Raw genomic sequence first — 18,070 nt, forward strand, 5'->3', positions numbered from 1 at the left:
GCTTCCCGAAGGAGAAGGAAACCGTGAGCCAAACAATGAAAAAAGCCGCCCTGGCACTGATCGCGGCGGTCTCGCTGCATGCCCATGCCCTGCAAATCATCAGCCTTTCGCCCCAGGGCGAGGTCGCGCGGGTGCGGCAGGTGGTCGCCAAGTTTGATGAGGGGGCCGTCAATTTCGGCGACCCGAAGGCGCCCGCACCGCTGTCGCTGAGCTGCAGCGACGCGCAGGCCACCAAAGGCTCGGGCCGCTGGATCAGCGAGCGCGAATGGGCATTCGAGTTCGAGAACGACCTGCCGCCGGGTGTGAGCTGCTCGCTGAGCGTGGTCGGCACCTTCAAGTCGCCCAAAAGCCAGCCCGTGGCCGGCCCGGCTTCCTACAAATTCAACACCGGCGGCCCTTTTGTGCAGAACCTGCGCCCCGGCACCTATGAGCGCATCGACGAAGAGCAGTATTTCCTGCTGCAGCTCAACGGCCCGGCCACGCTGCAAAGCATCCGTGAGAACGTCTGGTGCGCCGCTGAAGGCCTGGGCGAGCGTGTGCCCGTCAAGCTGATCGACGGCAAGGAGCGCGAGGAACTGCTCAAGTCGCAAGGCCTGGACAAGGCCGCGGCCAAAGACCCGCTGCGCTATGTCACGCTGGCCTGCAACCGCCGCCTGACGCCTGCCACCAAGGTGCAACTGGTCTACGGCAAGGGCGTGAGCACGCCCAGCGGCGTGCCCAACTCGGTCGAAAAACGCTACAACTTCCAGGTGCGCGAGCCCTTCTCGGCCAACTTCAGCTGCGAGCGCGAAAACGCCCAGTCGGCCTGCCTGCCGATGCGGCCCATGACCTTGAATTTCAACGCACCGGTGCCGCGCAAGGTAGCCGAGGGCATTCGCCTCAAGGGTGACAAGGACACGCTGAAGCCCTCTTTCGAGGATGGCAACAGCGACGGCGACAACGTGGTCACCAACCTGACCTTCAAGCCCATCTTTCCGGAACAGGCCCAGTTCTCGCTGGAACTGCCCAGCAACTTCAAGGACGCCTCGGGCCGCACGCTGCGCAACGCCGACAGCTTTCCGCTGAAAGTCGCAACGGGCGCGATGCCGCCGCTGGCGAAATTCGCCGCCTCGCCTTTCGGCATCGTCGAACGTTTTGCCGAACCCAATACCAAACCGGGCGACCCGGCCCTGCTGCCGGTGACCCTGCGCAATGTGGAAGCGGCCCTGCAGGTCAAGGGCCTGGCACCTGGCGCCCCGGCTGGCAAGGTCAGCGACCTGCAGCCGCGCACCGACGCCGACATCATTGCCTGGTTCCGCAAGGTGCAGCGCTACGACGAGTACGAGGTCTCGCGCAAGGCGGCCGCGGCCGACGTCAAGGGCCCACTGCCCAAGGTGCTCGATTCGCAGGGCAAGGACTATGTGCAGTCGCGCATGCTCTCGCTGCTGGGCGGCCAGGCCGGCGTGAAGACGCTGGACCTGCCCAAACCCGTGGGCGGCGACCCGCGCCCCTTTGAAGTTGTAGGCATTCCGCTGGCGCCCGGTTTCCACGTGGTCGAGATCGCCTCGCAGAAACTCGGCTCCTCGCTGCTGGACGAGCGCCACGGCGCAAGCCGGACCATGTATGTGCGCACTTCGGCCCTGGTGACCAACCTGGGCGTGCACTTCAAGCTGGGCCGCGAGAACTCATTGGCCTGGGTCACCACGCTGGACAAAGGCATGCCGGTGGCGGGTGCCACGGTGCGCGTGTCGGGCTGCAACGGCACCGAAGTCGCCAAGGCCGTGACCAACGCCCAGGGTATCGCCAACTTTGCAGGCCTTTCATCCGAGCCGCCGCGCTGCCCGGGCAATGACTCGAGCAATGCTTACTTCGTCAGCGCGCGCAGCACGGTGGCTGGCGTCGAAGACCTGGCCTTCACCTGGAGCGACTGGCACAAGGGCATAGAGCCCTGGCGCTTCAACGTGCCGACCAGCCGCAGCGCCATGCCCGACGAGCGCGCGCACACGATTTTTGACCGTACCTTGCTGCGCGCCGGCGAAACGGTGTCGATGAAGCATTTGCTGCGCACCGAAACCAGCAAGGGCTTCGGCCTGCCCGAGGCCACACCGGCCACACTGGTCGTCACCCATGTGGGCAGCGGCCAGCAATACACCCAGCCCATCAGCTGGCGCAAGACGGCCACCGGCGGCCTGAGCGCCGAGAACACCTTCGCCGTCCCGCCGGCCGCCAAGCTCGGTGTCTACGAAGTGCAGCTCAAGGCCCCGAACGACAGCGGCAACGGCCGCGGCAACCGCGCCCGCAGCTTCACCAGCGGTCAGTTCCGTGTCGAGGAATTCCGCCTGCCGGTGCTCGAAGGGCGTATCAACCCGTCCGAGAAAAAAGCCCTGATCAACGTGAAGTCCGTGCCGACCGACGTGCAGATCAACTACGTCTCGGGCGGCGGCGCCGTCAACCTGCCGGTGCGCGTGTCGGCGCTGGTGCGGGCCAAATCGCTGAGCTACAGCGACTACGAAGAATTCAACTTCATGCCGCCGCGCATCAACCGCGACCAGGCCGCCAGGGCGGACGATGAAGAAGCCACCTCCTCGCAGGACCAGCGCGTGATCGCCGACAAGCTGCCGCTGACGCTGGACCGCAACGGCGGGGGCAAGCTCACCATCAATGACATCCCCACGCACCGGCAGCCGCAGGAGCTGCTGATGGAAGCCACCTACGCCGACCCCAACGGCGAAGTGCAGACCATACGCAGCGTCTCCACCGTCTGGCCGGCCGCCGTGGTGGCGGGCATCAAGACCGAAGGCTGGGTTTCCTCCAGCCAGAAGATCAAGTTCCAGGCACTGGCGCTGGACCTGGCGGGCAAGGTCGCACCGGACGTGTCGCTTGAGGTGAGGGCCGTGGCGCGCATCACCACCACCAGCCGCAAGCGCATGGTGGGCGGCTTCTACACCTACGACAACAAGACCGAGACCAAAGACCTCGGCAGTGTCTGCAGCGGCAAGAGCGATTCGCGCGGCCTGCTGCTGTGCGAGACCAAGCTCGGCGAGCCGGGCGAGGTCGAACTCATCGTGACCGCGAAAGACAAGGACGGCAACACCATCCAGGCGGCCAGCAATGTCTACGTCACGCGCCAGGGCGAACTCTGGTTCGGCGGCGAAGACCATGACCGCATGGACGTGCTGCCCGAAAAGAAAAGCTACCAGCCCGGCGAGATGGCCAAGTTCCAGGTGCGCATGCCCTTCCGCTTCGCTACCGCGCTGGTCGCGATTGAACGCGAAGGCGTCATCGAAACCCAGGTGGTGCAGCTCAACGGCCAGGACCCGACCGTCAACCTGCAGATCAAGGACGGCTGGGGCCCGAACGTCTACGTCAGCGTGCTGGCCCTGCGCGGCCGCCTGCGCGAAGTGCCCTGGTACAGCTTTTTCACCTGGGGCTACAAGGCGCCGCGTGAATGGTGGACCTCCTTCTGGTACGAGGGMCGCGAATACGTGGCGCCCACCGCGCTGGTGGACYTGAGCAAACCGGCCTTCCGCCTGGGCGTGGCCGAAATCCGCGTGGGCACCAAGGCCCACCAGCTCGACGTGAGCGTGAAGGCCGACAAGGAAAGCTACGCGGTGCGCGGCCAGGCCAAGGTCACCATCACGGCCAAGCTGCCCAACGGCCAGCCGGCCGCCAACGCCGAAGTGGCGCTGGCCGCGGTCGACCAGGCGCTGCTGGAGCTGATGCCCAACGACAGCTGGGATCTGCTGGGCGCGATGCTGCAGCGCCGCTCCTGGGGCGTGGAGACCTCGACCGCGCAGATGGAAATCATCGGCCGCAGGCACTACGGGCGTAAAGCCGTGGCGGCCGGCGGCGGCGGCGGGCGCAGCAACACGCGCGAGCTGCTCGACACCCTGCTGCTGTGGAACCCGAATGTGGTGCTGGACGCCAAGGGCCAGGCCGTGGTGACGGTGCCGCTCAATGACGCGCTGACCACCTTCAAGATCGTCGCCGTGGCCGACGCCGGCACCGGCCTGTTCGGCACCGGCCAGACCTCCATCCGCGCCACGCAGGACCTGCAGATCATCAGCGGCCTGCCGCCGCTGGTGCGCGAGGACGACCAGTTCCGCGCGCAGCTGACCCTGCGCAACACCACCAAGGCCGCGATGAAGGTCGAAGTGAGCCCGCGCGCCACCCTGCTCGACCTGAAACCGCAGACCGTGGACATCCCCGCCGGTGAGGCGCGCGAAGTGGCCTGGATGGTCACCGCGCCCGCACAGCTGGCGTTCACGCGCGCCGAAGCCATCCTGTGGGAGATCGAGGCGAAAGACACGATCACCGGCGCACGCGACGGCCTCAAGGCACGCCAGCGCATCATCCCGGCCGTGCCGCTCACGGTGCAGCAGGCCACGCTGGTGCAGGTCGACGGCAGCTTCACGCTGGACGTGAACCCGCCGGCCGACGCCCTGCCCGGCCGCGGCGGCCTCAAGATGTCGCTGCAGCCCAAGCTGGCCGAAGGCATGGACGGCGTGCGCGATTACTTCGCGATGTACCCCTTCATTTGCCTGGAGCAAAAGACCAGCAAGTCGGTAGGCCTGCGCGACACCAAGCTGTGGCAGACCGTGCTGGCGCAGCTGCCCAGCTACCTCGACAGCGACGGCCTGGCCAACTACTTCCCGCCGCGCGACGGCGAAGCGAGTCGCGGCAGCGATGCGCTGACGGCCTACCTGCTGGCCGCCACGCATGAGGCATCCGGCATCAACCCGGCCTTCGCCCTGCCCGACGACGCGCGCGCCCCCATGGAGCGCGGCCTGATCGCCTTTGTGGAAGGCCGCATCCAGCGCGAGTTCTGGAGCCCGCGCAAGGACCTGGACGTGCGCAAGCTGGCCGCGCTCGAGGCGCTGTCGCGCTACGGCAAGGCCCAGGGCCGCATGCTGGGCAGCATCACCATCGCGCCCAACCAGTGGCCCACCCACGCGGTGATCGACTGGCTCAACATCCTCAAACGCGTGGCCGACGTGCCGCAGCGCGAGCAGCGCATCGCCGAAGCCAACCAGGTGCTGCGTTCGCGCCTGTCCTTCCAGGGTACCAAGCTGGTCTTCAGCACCGAGAAGGACGACTACTGGTGGTGGCTGATGACCAACGGCGACGTCAACACCGCGCGCCTGATGCTGGCCGTGATGGACGACCCGACGTGGAAGGACGACATGGGCCGCCTGGCCAATGGCTTTATCGCGCGCCAGCAAAAAGGCGCCTGGCACACCACCACGGCCAACCTCTGGGGCGGCCTGGCACTCGACAAGTTCTCGGCCAAGTTTGAAGCCACGCCGGTAGCCGGCGTGACCAAGGCGACGCTGGCAGCCGCGGCCGCCAGTGTGGCAAGCGTGGACTGGGCCAAGGTCGACCGCGTCAAGCCCACCGACGCGGCCGGCGCACCCAACCAGACCACCTTCTTCGGCGCGCCGGCCTCACCCGGCAACCTGCGCAACAACAGCATGTTCCTGCCCTGGGGCACGGCGCCCAAGGACACGCTGACGGTGACGCATCAAGGCCCGGGCAAGCCCTGGCTCACGCTGCAGTCGATCGCGGCCGTGCAGCTGAAGGCGCCCTTCAACGCCGGCTACCAGATCAAGAAAACCATCACGCCCGTGGAGCAGGCCGTCAAAGGCACCTACACGCGCGGCGACGTGATCCGCATTTCGCTGGAAGTCAACGCCAGCGCCGACATGACCTGGGTCGTCATCAGCGACCCGGTGCCTGGCGGCGCGACGATTCTGGGCGGTAGCCTGGGCCGCGACTCCGAAATCGCGACCGGCGGCGAGAAGAAGACCGGCACGGGCTGGCCCGCGTTCGAGGAGCGCAGCTTCGAGGCCTTCCGCAGCTATTACGAATACCTGCCCAAGGGCGTGGTCAAGATGGAATACACCGTGCGCCTGAACAACGTCGGTGATTTCGCCTTGCCACCTAGCCGGGTCGAGGCCATGTATGCACCCGAGATGTTCGGCGAGTCACCGAATGCGCGGGTGAAGGTGGAGGCCGCGAAGTGAAGCGGCGTTCTACAAAACCTTTTATCCGCAGATGACGCAGATTTACACAGATAAAGACAATCGTGATGAGCAGACCTTTGCCGTTATTGCTGCGGCCATGGCCGTTCATAATGAACTTGGTCATGGTTTTTTGGAGCCCGTTTACCAGGAAGCACTTACCTGGGAGTTTCGGCAACGGGGGATTGCATTTGAACGCGAAGCTGCCTTGCCCATTTATTACCGCGACGTCACGCTGACCGCCATCTATCGCGCAGATTTCGTTTGCTTTGGCGAACTTATTGTTGAGCTGAAAGCTCTCAGCGGGTTATCGGGGATTGAAGAGGCACAAGTCATCAATTATCTGAAGGCCGCAAAACTTCAAAGAGCACTCCTCATTAATTTCGGCACTCCGCGTCTCGAATACAAACGTCTTGTCTTCAATCTGCGTTCATCTGCGTAATCTGCGGATGAATCTTTTTTATCCACAGATTTCGCAGATTTACGCAGATTAGGAAACCAAGATGAAAAGTCGCGCGTCATGAGCATGGAGATACAGGTGAAGACCAATTTCAAGGCAGGTTTGCTTGCCTTTTCTGTGATGATGACTTGCGCCTGCCCCGCCCACGCCGTCGCCACTTTCGACGAAGTCAAACGCGACTTCAAGCCATCCGACACCGTGGTGCTGGACCGCAACGGCGAAGTCCTCCAGCGCCTGCGCACCGACAGCGCCGTGCGGCGCGGCCAATGGGTGGCGCTGCCCGATGTGTCGCCGGCCCTGCGCACGGCGCTGGTGCTCAGCGAGGACAAGCGTTTTTACGAGCACAGCGGTGTCGACTGGCGCGCGGTCTCCAGCGCGGCATGGGGCAATTTATGGAACACCAAGACGCGCGGCGCCTCGACCATCAGCATGCAGCTGGCGGGCCTGATGGACGAAGACTGGCGTGCCGGCGCGGGCGGGCGCAGCCTCACGCAGAAAGTCGGGCAGACGGTGTCGGCCCGGATCCTGGAAGCGCGCTGGCGCAAGGACCAGATCCTGGAGGCCTACCTGAACCTCGTGCCCTTTCGCGGTGAGATGGTGGGCATAGACGCACTGAGCCGCACGCTTTTCGGCAAGGCCGCGCACGGGCTGGATGAACGCGAGGCGGCGATCGCGGCCGCGCTGGTGCGCGCGCCCAATGCCAAGGCGGTGCAGGTCTCGCAGCGGGCTTGCGGCGTGTTGAAAATCATGCAAGCCCCCACGCTTGTCGCTTCGCGTACTGTGCTGCCCCCCGAGGGGGCCGACCTTGCTCGGGGCGGCCCTTCGCGGCGGTCGCAAGCCCCGGCCAAAGTGGACTGCGAGGGACTGGACCTGTTTGCCGCTGCCGCGCTGCAGCGCAGGGCCTTTGATCCGAGTGAAGGGGTGGCGCCGCACCTGGCGCGCAGGCTGCTGGCGCTTCGCGCGGCCTCAGCCCAAACCGCTCCCAAAGGGACGGGAGGCAACAGCCTTGAACGCAGCGAATCCGCCTTACTCCCTCTCCCCCTGGGAGAGGGCGGGGGTGAGGGCTCCCCGAACTCGAAGAGCCAGACCGTCCGCTCCACCCTGCGCGCCCCATTGCAACGCTTTGCCGTGCAAACCCTCACCCAGCAGCTGCGCGAGCTGCGCGGCCGCCATGTCGAGGACGGCGCCATCGTGGTGCTGGACAACGCCACGGGCGAGGTGCTGGCCTGGGTGGGCTCCTCGGGTGAGCTGAGCGACGCGGCCGAGGTCGACGGTGTGACGGCCTTGCGCCAGCCGGGCTCCACGCTCAAGCCATTTTTGTACGCGCAAGCAATGGCCGAGCGGCGCATCACCGCGGCCTCGCTGCTGGAGGACTCGTCCTCGCAGATCCAGACGGCCGGCGGCCTCTACATCCCGCAGAACTACGACCGGCAGTTCAAGGGCCTGGTGTCGGCGCGCACCGCGCTGGGCGCCTCGCTCAATGTGCCGGCCGTGCGCACCCTGGTCATGGTCTCGCCTGACGCCTTCCAGAAGCAGCTCAAGGCCATAGGCCTGCCGCTCAAGGAATCGGGCGACTACTACGGCTACAGCCTGGCGCTGGGCAGCAGCGAGGTCTCGCTGCTGGCACTGACCAACGCCTACCGCACGCTGGCCAACGGCGGGCGCTACAGCGCGCCCTCGCTCGGGAAGAACCCCAAGCCGGTGTTCAGGCCGGCGCTCGATCCGCGCGCCGCCTTTATCGCGACCGACATCATCGCCGACCCGCTGGCGCGCGCGCGCACCTTCGGCACCGACAGCATCCTGGCCACGCGCTTCTGGACGGCCGTGAAAACCGGCACCAGCAAGGACATGCGCGACAACTGGGCCATGGGTTTCTCGCAGCGCTACACCGTGGGCGTGTGGGTGGGCAACGCCAGCGGCGCGCCCATGTGGGACGTCAGCGGCACCAGCGGCGCGGCGCCCATCTGGGCGGCGTTGATGAATTACCTGCACAAGACCGAGCGCAGCCGCGCGCCCACGCCGCCCGCCGGCCTGGTGCAAAGCCGCACGCAGTTCAGCCCTCAGGGCGGCACGCCGCTGGAAGCGGCGCGCAGCGAGTGGTTTATCCAGGGCACGGAGCAGGCGGTGTTCGCCTCGAATTCGGCCGCCGGCGATGCCCGCCCCGCCAAAGCCTCCAGGTCCGCCAAAAAAGCCGCAGCCGAGCCCGACGCCCCGCCGCGCATCACCGCCCCGGCCTCGGGCACCATCATCGCGCTGGACCCGGACATCCCGCCCAAACACCAGCGCATCAGCTTCAGCGCCGAAGGCCGGGGCACACGCTGGCTGATGGACGGCAAGGAGTTCGCGCGCAGCCCGCAAGCCCAGTGGCTGCCCTGGCCGGGCCGGCATGTGGTGCAGCTGGTCGATGCCGGCGGCAAGGTCGCCGACGAGATCAAGTTCGAAGTGCGCGGCGCCGGTGTGCGCGAGGCCAGCGCGCGTGGCGCTGCGACGGCGGCACGCTGATTTTCACAACTCCGGTACCCACATTGACATCCGGCACTCACACACCCGCCCTGCCGTCCCCATCGTCGCCCGGCACACGGCGCCTCTCCCGGACCCTGGCCGTGCTGTGGGCGGCATTGTGCGTGCTGGCGGCCGGTTCTGCCACGGCAGCGCCGGCCCGTACCGCGCAGCTAACCGCACCGGTCGATGCCGCGCAGCTAGCCGCACCGGCTGATGCCGCACAGGTGCGGGTGAAGGTGCCGCCTTACAGCGCGCGCGTGCTCGACACCACCGGCACGCTGAACACCGCCCAGGTCGCGGCCTTGAACGAACAGATCCTGGCGCTGGAGGCCGACACCCAGGCGGCAGTGGTCGTGTTCATGCTGCCGACCACGGGCGAAGAGGCCATCGAGGAATACGCCATGCGCGTGTTCGAGAAATGGAAACCCGGCGACGCCGCGCGCGACGACGGCATCCTGATCCTGGTCGCCACCGAGGACAGGCGCATGCGCATCGAGGTGGGCCAGGGCCTGGAAGGCAGCGTGCCCGACGTGCTGGCGGGCCGCATCATCGATCAGCTGATGGCGCCGCGTTTTCGCGAAAGGGACTACGCGGGCGGACTGGCGGCAGCCATCGACCACATCGGCGCACTGGTGCGCGGCGACGTGCAGGCCCCGGACAGGCACAGCGGCGTGACACCCTTTGGCTGGGCTTTTTTTGCGTCGCTGCTGTGGGGTTTCGCCGTGGGCGTGGCGCGCGCGTTCTACCGCTGGAAGTGGCAGGTGACGGTCGGCGTGCTCGCCGCGATGCCTTTGGTGGCGGCGGTTGTCCTGAAGAGTCCCGGCATCGCGGCCATCCTGCTCACTTTCCCGGTGCCGCTGGCGTTCGCGCTGGGTTTCGGCTGCGGCCGCTCCCGCACGGTGCGTCTGGTTACCGGCGGTTTTGCGCTGGTGGTGTGCCTCATGGTCGGCACTGCCTTTGTGGTGGGCGCCAAGACCTTCGGCTTGGGCCTGCTCTACGCCGCGGGGGGCGCCATCGGCTGCCTGCTGCTGGGCCTGGTCGGCGCGGGTGCTTACATGGCCTGGAAGCGCAGCCTGCTGGAGTTCGGCGTGCGCTGTGCCGTGGTGGCCGGCATTGTGGGCTATGTGGCCTTCCAGAACCAGCCGGACTTGCTCTTTCTGGACTGGGAGTCCTGGCTGCCCACCGGAGTCGCGGCCGGGCTGGCCCTGCTGTTTGGGTTCTTTCCCGGCAGCGTCAGCACCAGCAGCGGGGGAAGCGGCCGCAGTTCGTCGAGCAGCAGTTCGAGCTCCAGCTCCAGCAGCCGGAGTTCGTCGGGCGGCTCCAGCAGCGGCGGCGGCGCCTCCGGCAGCTGGTAGAAAGACGGCCTGGGCCGGGGCCGGCGCCCTGTATTGAAATAATTTGAAGCCCGCCAAAATTTATTCAATCGACGCGGCGCCCCAGGCTTTAGCATTGGGCGACTGAGGAGACAAGACCGTGCCCGTGATCACCAATATTGAAGACCTGCGCGTCCTGGCCAAAAAGCGGGTGCCCCGCATGTTTTATGACTACGCCGATTCCGGCTCGTGGACCGAAAGCACCTACCGGGCCAACGAAAGCGACTTCCAGAAGATCAAGCTGCGCCAGCGCGTCGCCGTCAATATGGAAAACCGCAGCACGGCGACCACCATGATCGGCCAGCCCGTCGCCATGCCGGTCGCCATCGCGCCCACGGGCCTGACGGGCATGCAGCATGCCGACGGCGAAATCCTAGGGGCCCGCGCCGCCAAAAAATTCGGCATCCCCTTCACGCTGTCGACCATGAGCATCTGCTCCATCGAAGACGTCGCGGCCGGCACCGACCGCCATCCCTTCTGGTTCCAGCTGTATGTGATGAAGGACCGCGCCTTTATCGAAAGCCTGATAGACCGCGCCAAGGCGGCCAACTGCTCGGCGCTGGTGCTGACGCTGGATTTGCAGATCCTCGGCCAGCGCCACAAGGACTTGAAGAACGGCCTGAGCGCCCCGCCCAAGCCCACGCTCTCCACCATCCTCAACCTCATGACCAAGCCGCGCTGGGGCCTGGGCATGCTGGGCACCAAACGCCACGGCTTCGGCAACATCGTGGGCCACGTCAAGGGCGTGGAGAACATGGGCTCGCTCTCGGAGTGGACGGCCAAGCAGTTCGACCCCGCCCTCAACTGGGGCGACGTGGAATGGATCAAGAAACGCTGGGGCGGCAAGCTGATCCTCAAGGGTATCCAGGACGTGGAAGACGCGAAGCTCGCCGTCAATTCAGGCGCCGATGCACTGATCGTCTCCAACCACGGCGGCCGCCAGCTCGACGGCGCCATGTCCTCCATCTCCTGCCTGCCCGAGATCGTCGCCGCCGTCGGCAACCAGATCGAAGTGCACATGGACGGCGGCATACGCTCCGGCCAGGACGCACTCAAGGCCGTGGCCCTGGGCGCCAAGGGCACCTATATAGGCCGCGCCTTCCTCTATGGGCTGGGCGCCATGGGAGAAGAAGGCGTGACCAAAGCGCTGCAGATCATCCACAAGGAGCTGGACCTGACCATGGCCTTTTGCGGGCGCACCGACATCAAGGCGGTGGACAGCAGCATCTTTGTGCCGGGCACTTACTGAGCGCAAGGCGCAGGGGACTCAAAATCCCTCGCTTCAAGGCGTGCCTGTTCGATTCCAGCCCCGAGCACCATGGGGAAGGCCGCAATGTGAAAGTCTGGGTGGGGCCAGGGCTGCTCGACTCCTCCTGGTTGAGTCATGGCGGTGGTGGTGGTAGTTTTCAATTGCTCGCTCCCGTGACTTGCTGCACGCGGTTCAGGGTGTCATAGACGCGCGTGATGTTTCTCTGCAAATTGCCCGAGGAGTCCTTGACCTGCTCGCCGGTCTTGTTGCCGGCGCTGTCCAGGGTGTAGGTGACAGTGTTGCCTTTGGCGTCGGTCACGCCGGTCAGGCGGTGGGCGGCGTCGTAGCTATAGCTCATGGTTGTGGTGTCCGGCATGATCACCCCGGTCAGCTGGCCCGCGTTGTCGTAGATGTAGCGGGTGGTCCGGGCCGTGCCGCCTGGTGGTGTGACCGTCACGCTGTTGATCCAGCCTCTGGAGGTGTAGGTCGTATCGGTCACGATACCGTTGGGGTCCACCATCTGGCGCACGCGCCCGGCCCTGTCGTACAGGGTGAACTGCGTCACATGGCCCGCCGCATTGGTGATGCTCTGCAGGTCGCCTGCCGTGTGCCCCGTGGCGTCGGGGTCCAGTACCGCGTCGGTATTGGGGAAGGCCTGGGTGGGTGGCGTGAAATTGGCTGTGTAACGGGCCAGGCCTTTGGTGACGCGCACGTCATCGATATAGCCGTTGAATGACCGATCGGCATTCACGCCCTGGCCGCCTATCGTGTGCTGCTTTCCGGCGTCATACAGCGCCGTTGTTCCCAAGGCCGTGGTCAGGACCGTGCCGGCTCCGTCCACGTAGAGAGTCACGGTGCCGCCGGCTCTCACCAGCGCCACATGCTTCCACACGTTGTTGGCCACCGGAATGCCTGTCGCAAAGGCCCAGGCGTTCCAGGCGGTGCCGGTGGCGGAGCCATAGCTCACCAGGTTGCCGCCGGCATCAAACTGGAGGTTGACGTCGGCATAAAAATCCCCGTCAGGATTCCACAGGCGCGAAGTGTTTGCGTTGTTGCCCAGCTTGTAAACCCACATCTCGATGGTGAAGTCGGAAGCCTTCATGGCCAAGGAGGGATCGGCTGGCAAGGAGACATAGTCGCGCACGCCATCAAGCCTCATGGACGAGCCGCCAAATTTGCTCTGGGCCGCGCTGATCCTGGCGTTTCCCCCGGTGACCACGGGCTTGGGGATGGCACTGCTGTCGGTAAACGCCACCGCACCGTCGGCGCCGTCGGTGCGCAGCAGCAGGCTGACATGGTCAAAGTACGGGTCCGAAGCCACAGTGTCCACAAACCCCGCCGTGCTGCCGTAATAGGCGTAGGTGCGTGCCGTGACGCCGCCTGCCGGGGTTTCGGTCAGCGGCAGGCCCTGGGCGTTATAGGTCCAGGTGGCGGTGCGGCTTGCGCTGGTCGCGGTGTCCGTGACCGTCCGAGTCAGCATATTGCCCGCGCTGTCATAGGTATAGGCGGTGCTGCGCCCGGCCTCCGTGACGAGCACCGGCAGCCGCAGCGTGGCATGCCACTGGGTGGCGGTGGTTTGCACCTCGGGCAAGGCGGCGGCCCTGGTCACCGTCAAGGGCAGGCGCCGGTTGGCGTCCCAGGTGTACAGGGTGTTCACGCCCAGAAAGTCGGTCTCCTGCGTGACGAAGCCGTTGGTGTCCTGCACCCGGCTGGCGGCTGAACTGCTTTCGGGGCCGTCGGGCTTGTCGGCGCCGGTGACGGCCAGCTTGCCTTTGGCGGTGCCGTAGTTGTAGGTGCGCTGCGTGCCTCGCGGATCGGTCACAGTCACCGCGCCTCCCGTGCCGTAGCTGACGGTATGCAGGTCGGCTCCGCCAGCCAGCTGGGTACTGGTGCCACGGCGCTGGCTGTCATACGCAATGGTTTCATAGCGGTTGCCCTTCTCGTCAGTGATGCCGGTCAGCAGTTGAGGCGTTTCCATGTCATAGATATAGGCCCTGCTGGTACCCCCTGGGTAAATGACCTTTGCCAGACGCGCCGAGCTGGTGCTGCCGTCATAGACATAGCGGACAGTCCGTTCATCAGGCGTCTTCACGCGGACCAGCTGACCCGCGCCGTTGTAGGCGAGGTTCAGGGTGCGGCCGAACTGGTTGCTGACGGCAATGAGCAAGCCGGCCACCGGTGCGACGGCGGGCGGGGTCGCTGCGGTGCTGTAGCTGTAGGTCCTTACCCAGCCGTTGCGCTGGGTTACGGTGAGCAGTTTCCCGGCTGAATCAAATTGCCAGAGGCTGTCGTCATCCAGGCGCTTATAAAGAAGCCCCGCTCCGTTGGGCACCAAGGTGTCGGCGCCGTTGGTGGCGGCCCAGATGCCGGTTGCCACATCCCAGCCAAAAGCGCGCACAGTGCCGTCGCCGAACAAGACCTGGGCCGTACTGCCGGCGCTGCCCGCCGCGCCATCTTGCTTGAGTGCGACCCAGTGGTTGTGCAGCCAAGGTTGGCCCAAGCCTGCCGGCGACCCGGCCGTCGTGGGTCCTATGAGTCCACCGCTTCGGTAGCTTCTCACCATACTGAGCGCGTCAAAGCCCTCACCGACGTAATCCGCCTGCGAGAGTATCTTCTCTCCTGTCGCCGGCATGATCGGGTTACCTACGTAAATGCCAGAGGGAAGGCGCTGGCAGCTCCGGGAATTGGAGGGCCCTGGTTCGACCTCTGGACGGGGGGAGGCAGGGGGCGCGGCAACGATAGGCCAATCGAATTCGTTGGTGAAAAAATAGCCGGTTTCCGAAGTCGCCGAATACTTGATATGGCACATCCCATTCGCAATCATCGAAGCACTGATAAGCGCTCGTGGAATGCCAGGTGGTGGAACAGGAACGTAATAGTTGGCGCCGTCAATCGCGACAACACCCACATCACTGCAAGCCGCCGCCGCGGAGACAAACGGGCCATGGTTTCCCCGGTAGTCATAGGAGTACTGCAATGCTGCCGCCGCGGCCGTTGGGCAACCCGCCCCGACTGCCAGCAAGAGGCACGACAGCCTCTGCAGTTCCCACCTGCGAAACACAAACATGATTGCACCAGCAATGGACAAGCTCATCAATCCCCTCCCAGAATTCTTTCTTGCGCCTAGCCAGGCGAGCGAGCCCGCAGTCTAGTGACGGGCATTGCGCCTGTCACCCTCCATCTGCATGAGAAAATCTTAGGTGTGCGTATGGGGCAACGAAATCTTCCACCCTGAAAATTTCGCGCTTATCAATTTCACGGGCTTCTGGCAGAATTCCGCCGGCATTTGGCCTGCCGGAAACGATTCAATTCGAGTTCAATCCGAATTGAATACCTTCTCAGTATTCGTCTGCACAGGATTACGAAGAAATGGCATGCGCATCAGCGCGCGTATCGCAGAGAATCGAACTGCGGAAAAATAGTTCTTGGCCGCGTGCGCCAGGCGCATGTACTGACGGTCAAGCCGGGCACGCGACACAGGAGTTCACCCTCAACACCGGGCTGCCGCGCATGCGGAGCGGAAAGTAAATACCATGGCCTCTTTGGGGCAAGCAGCCGTCGCGATGTGGTGGAACATGGCGGCCGAACACCGGGAGAAGTTCGAACACCGGCAATCCCACGAACACTTTCCCGAGCGCATGGGCATCCCGGGTTTCCTGCGCGGCTCACGCTGGTCCAGCGCCGACGGTGGAGAAGGTTTTTTCGTGCTGTACGAGCTGGAGAACTATGAGACCCTCACCTCGGCCGGCTACCTGGAACGCCTGAACAATCCCACGCCCTGGTCCACACAGATGATGCCGGGCCACGGCGACATGGTCCGGAGCCAGTGCCGGCTGCTGCACAGTAGCGGAGGCGGCATAGGCCGCCACGCGCTGACCCTGCGGCTGTCGCCCGCCGAGGGCCGGCATGCGGAACTGCAGGAGCACCTCTCGGCGCTGGGGCGGCATTCTCCGGCCGGCCCGGCGGCGCCGTATTCCATGTACTGCGCACGGAGACACCACAGGCCGCCAGCACAAAAGAGCAGCAGATCCGCGGCGGCAAGGACAAGGCGGCCGACTGGATCGTTGTTGCCGTCGCCTATGAGGCGTCGGCGCTGGACGCGCTGCAGCGGGAGGCGCTTGGTGAAGACATTGAACACCATGGTGCCTTCCAGCCCGAGGGGTTCACTCCATGGATAAATCAAAGAAACAGGTTAAAAAGAGTCGCCCCCATGAGTAGCCAGCTAGCTACGAACACTGCAAAAAACAACCGCCGATTACGACTAGACAAGAAAACACCAATAAGCCAAGGAAGGACAAACAGACTTTGTAACCCAAACAGTATTGGCCCCATGTGGGTAAATAAACTGAGTGCGGGTCCTGCCACGACAAATACAACTGGGCGACTTATCGAGTCTGGTGGAATCCATGCTCGCAGTCCAACATACAGAAATGCCGCCGAGAGGCACAACAAAACATAGGCCCCGGCTCCGATCGCGATGCGCTTCAGAGGTGATAACTGATTCATGGTTGGCATATGGTGCAATTTTTCTGAAACTCTCGAATTACTTTGACGGACTCTTCGACCGCTTGGGCCTTCTCCCAAGCTGCAGGCGCTTCATCTCCCGCAATATGCTTTAGAGACGGTATTCCGCCAAACCACTTTTTATGCCCGCGATGGCCTCTCGCATATGCGTCTTGAGTCGCATGCAAAGCCCGCGCAAGGCCCGCACAAGTACATGATTTCGCGTTCTTCGCGACGTAATCTTGATACTTTTTTATTGCTTGATCTGGGGTCATAGATGGATCGGTACCATCTTGCATCGCATGCTCATGGGAGTGTGAGGGGTCTTGGCTTCCAGGAAGCCAATCCGCGCCTGCTACTTCTCTACCCAAGTTGACACATGTTGCTCCGGTGATAGAGAGGGCAGTGTCGGTGATTTCCCTATGCAACTTTCCTGTGAACAGGCCAGTTGGGTCTGTGAACCTCAGAGGATCCCCACCCACATACGCAAAGGTATTGACGCCCCCGGCGAGGCCAATCGGATCGGACTGCATATATCGCCCAATGCGTGGGTTGTACTCCCGATTCCAGTTCTGGAACAGTCCGCTCTCCGAGTCAAACACCTGGCCGGGCAGGCGCTGGTTGAAACTGAAAATACCTAGGCCCGCAGGATTTTGATCCGGCGCCGTTGCGCCAAACGACTCTGCCGAATCCCAGCGCCAAGCAATCGCTTCATCACTTTGACGGGCAATGATGCGTGGTGCGCCGAGCTGGTCGGTCGAAATGTTGTACAAACTGATTGCGATATCGCTCGTGGCTGCCGTGCCCGTTTGCTTAATCACTCCAACCTGGTCGTCGAGGTAGATGGTTTCGTAGAGGGGAGTGCCGTTGACATCGTACTCGCCAAGCAGCTTGCCGGCTTCGTCATAGACGTAGTAGGTCGCACCCGTGGGTACCAGCGCTGTCGGTCCTGTCTTCCCAACCCGCAACTCCGAGGCGTTATAGCTGTAGCTCACAGTGCCACCAGCATTTGTCATGGTCGCCAGCCGTCCCCGATCGCTATAGGTATAGCTATTGATCCCATCGCTCGTGATATTGCCGGCCGCGTCATGCACAACAGTTGCCGTACCACCCACATCCTGGGTCTGGGTCAACTTGTTGCTCGTGGCTGAGATGGTGTTGGGGTAGCTCGTGCCGCTGATGACCTTGGCCGTGCGGTTGCCCGTGGCGTCATAGCTGTATTGGATGGTCGTAGCGCCCAGGGCCGCACTGGTCAGGCGGTTCAGGTTGTCATATCCAAAGCTCTGATCCAGCGCGGGAACGGGCGCTCCATTGCTGACGTGTGTGTAACCCGTGATGCGCCCTGCACTGTCACGAACAATGGTGCGTCGGATGCCGGTGCCCGTGGCGTCACCGAGGTTGTAGGCGCTGATCTGGCCGTTGGCGTCATAGCTGATCGCCTGGGTCTTGGTGCTGGCCCAAGTCCAGCCGGTCAGCTTGCTTTCTGCATTGCGGGTGATGGCGCTCATCATCGGCAAGGTGGATCCAGTATTGGTGCCCACGCCATTGATATTCGGTGGGTTCACGGTGATCCCGGAAACATCGCCATAGCTGTCGTAGCTGTAATTGACCCTCGTTCCGCTCGGATAGGTGATGGCCGTGAGCTTGTCCAGTGCACTTCCGCTATCACCCCAGGTATAGCCCACCGTAAATGTCCTAGCTCCCGTCGTCTGGGTTTTTCCGGTCTTGCGGCTCATGCCGTCGTAGGTGTAGACAACCTGGCCGGATGCATCGGTGATTTTGGTGAGCTGGCCTATGGCGCCCGGGACTGGCGTGGTGCCGCCGTCGTATTCAAAGACGCTTCCAGTACCCGTGGGGTAGCTGATGGTTTTGAGGCGATCCCCGTTGTCGTAGGTGTACTGGGTGAGTTTGCCGCGGGCGTCGGTTTTGGTGAGCAGTTTGCCGAGCGCGTCATAGGTGTACTGGCTGGCGCCCGTGTCGGGGC

General features: G+C 64.1%; 8 protein-coding genes. 6 read left to right on the top strand and 2 right to left on the bottom strand.

The features are described 5' to 3' along the window. The first annotated feature begins 35 nt into the window (after positions 1-35). The 5 genes from AC1D1Y_RS22075 (at position 36) to AC1D1Y_RS22095 (ending at position 11,583) form a co-directional block, all read left to right on the top strand. Complete coding sequence (locus tag AC1D1Y_RS22075; RefSeq protein WP_477684232.1) at positions 36-6,002, top strand: alpha-2-macroglobulin family protein; 5,967 nt, start codon at positions 36-38, stop codon at positions 6,000-6,002. Positions 6,003-6,033: 31 nt separating this feature from the next. After that, the gene (locus AC1D1Y_RS22080; protein ID WP_477684226.1) at positions 6,034-6,441 is read left to right on the top strand and encodes a GxxExxY protein; all 408 of its coding nucleotides are present in this window, start codon (positions 6,034-6,036) and stop codon (positions 6,439-6,441) included. An 84-nt stretch (positions 6,442-6,525) separates the two neighbouring features. Continuing rightward, the gene (locus tag AC1D1Y_RS22085; RefSeq protein WP_477684233.1) at positions 6,526-8,961 is read left to right on the top strand and encodes a transglycosylase domain-containing protein; all 2,436 of its coding nucleotides are present in this window, start codon (positions 6,526-6,528) and stop codon (positions 8,959-8,961) included. Positions 8,962-8,984: 23 nt separating this feature from the next. Then, positions 8,985-10,316 (top strand): TPM domain-containing protein, encoded by a 1,332-nt coding sequence (locus AC1D1Y_RS22090; protein WP_477684227.1) that lies wholly within the window; start codon positions 8,985-8,987, stop codon positions 10,314-10,316. Positions 10,317-10,434: 118 nt separating this feature from the next. Continuing rightward, complete coding sequence (locus AC1D1Y_RS22095) at positions 10,435-11,583, top strand: alpha-hydroxy acid oxidase (RefSeq protein WP_477684228.1); 1,149 nt, start codon at positions 10,435-10,437, stop codon at positions 11,581-11,583. A gap of 157 nt (positions 11,584-11,740) precedes the next feature. On the opposite strand, the gene AC1D1Y_RS22100 is transcribed toward AC1D1Y_RS22095, so the two are convergent. Beyond that, positions 11,741-14,215, bottom strand: coding sequence for a LamG-like jellyroll fold domain-containing protein (locus AC1D1Y_RS22100; protein WP_477684229.1), 2,475 nt, complete (start codon positions 14,213-14,215; stop codon positions 11,741-11,743). Between the two features lie 901 nt (positions 14,216-15,116). Between AC1D1Y_RS22100 and AC1D1Y_RS22105 the strand changes: the two genes are divergently transcribed. Continuing rightward, the gene (locus tag AC1D1Y_RS22105; protein ID WP_477684230.1) at positions 15,117-15,761 is read left to right on the top strand and encodes a hypothetical protein; all 645 of its coding nucleotides are present in this window, start codon (positions 15,117-15,119) and stop codon (positions 15,759-15,761) included. Between the two features lie 324 nt (positions 15,762-16,085). Here AC1D1Y_RS22105 and AC1D1Y_RS22110 read toward each other — a convergent pair. Next, positions 16,086-18,070, bottom strand: a 1,985-nt coding sequence (locus AC1D1Y_RS22110) for an RHS repeat-associated core domain-containing protein (protein WP_477684231.1), incomplete at its 5' end; no start/stop codon positions are given.

The organism is Polaromonas sp. P1_G1 (assembly GCF_056405595.1).

Coding starts and splice junctions, on each gene's coding strand:
- AC1D1Y_RS22080 (WP_477684226.1), top strand. CDS start 6,034: ATGACGCAGATTTACACAGATAAAGACAATCGTGATGAGCAGACCTTT.
- AC1D1Y_RS22085 (WP_477684233.1), top strand. CDS start 6,526: ATGGAGATACAGGTGAAGACCAATTTCAAGGCAGGTTTGCTTGCCTTT.
- AC1D1Y_RS22100 (WP_477684229.1), bottom strand. CDS start 14,215: ATGCCGGCGACAGGAGAGAAGATACTCTCGCAGGCGGATTACGTCGGT.
- AC1D1Y_RS22105 (WP_477684230.1), top strand. CDS start 15,117: ATGGCCTCTTTGGGGCAAGCAGCCGTCGCGATGTGGTGGAACATGGCG.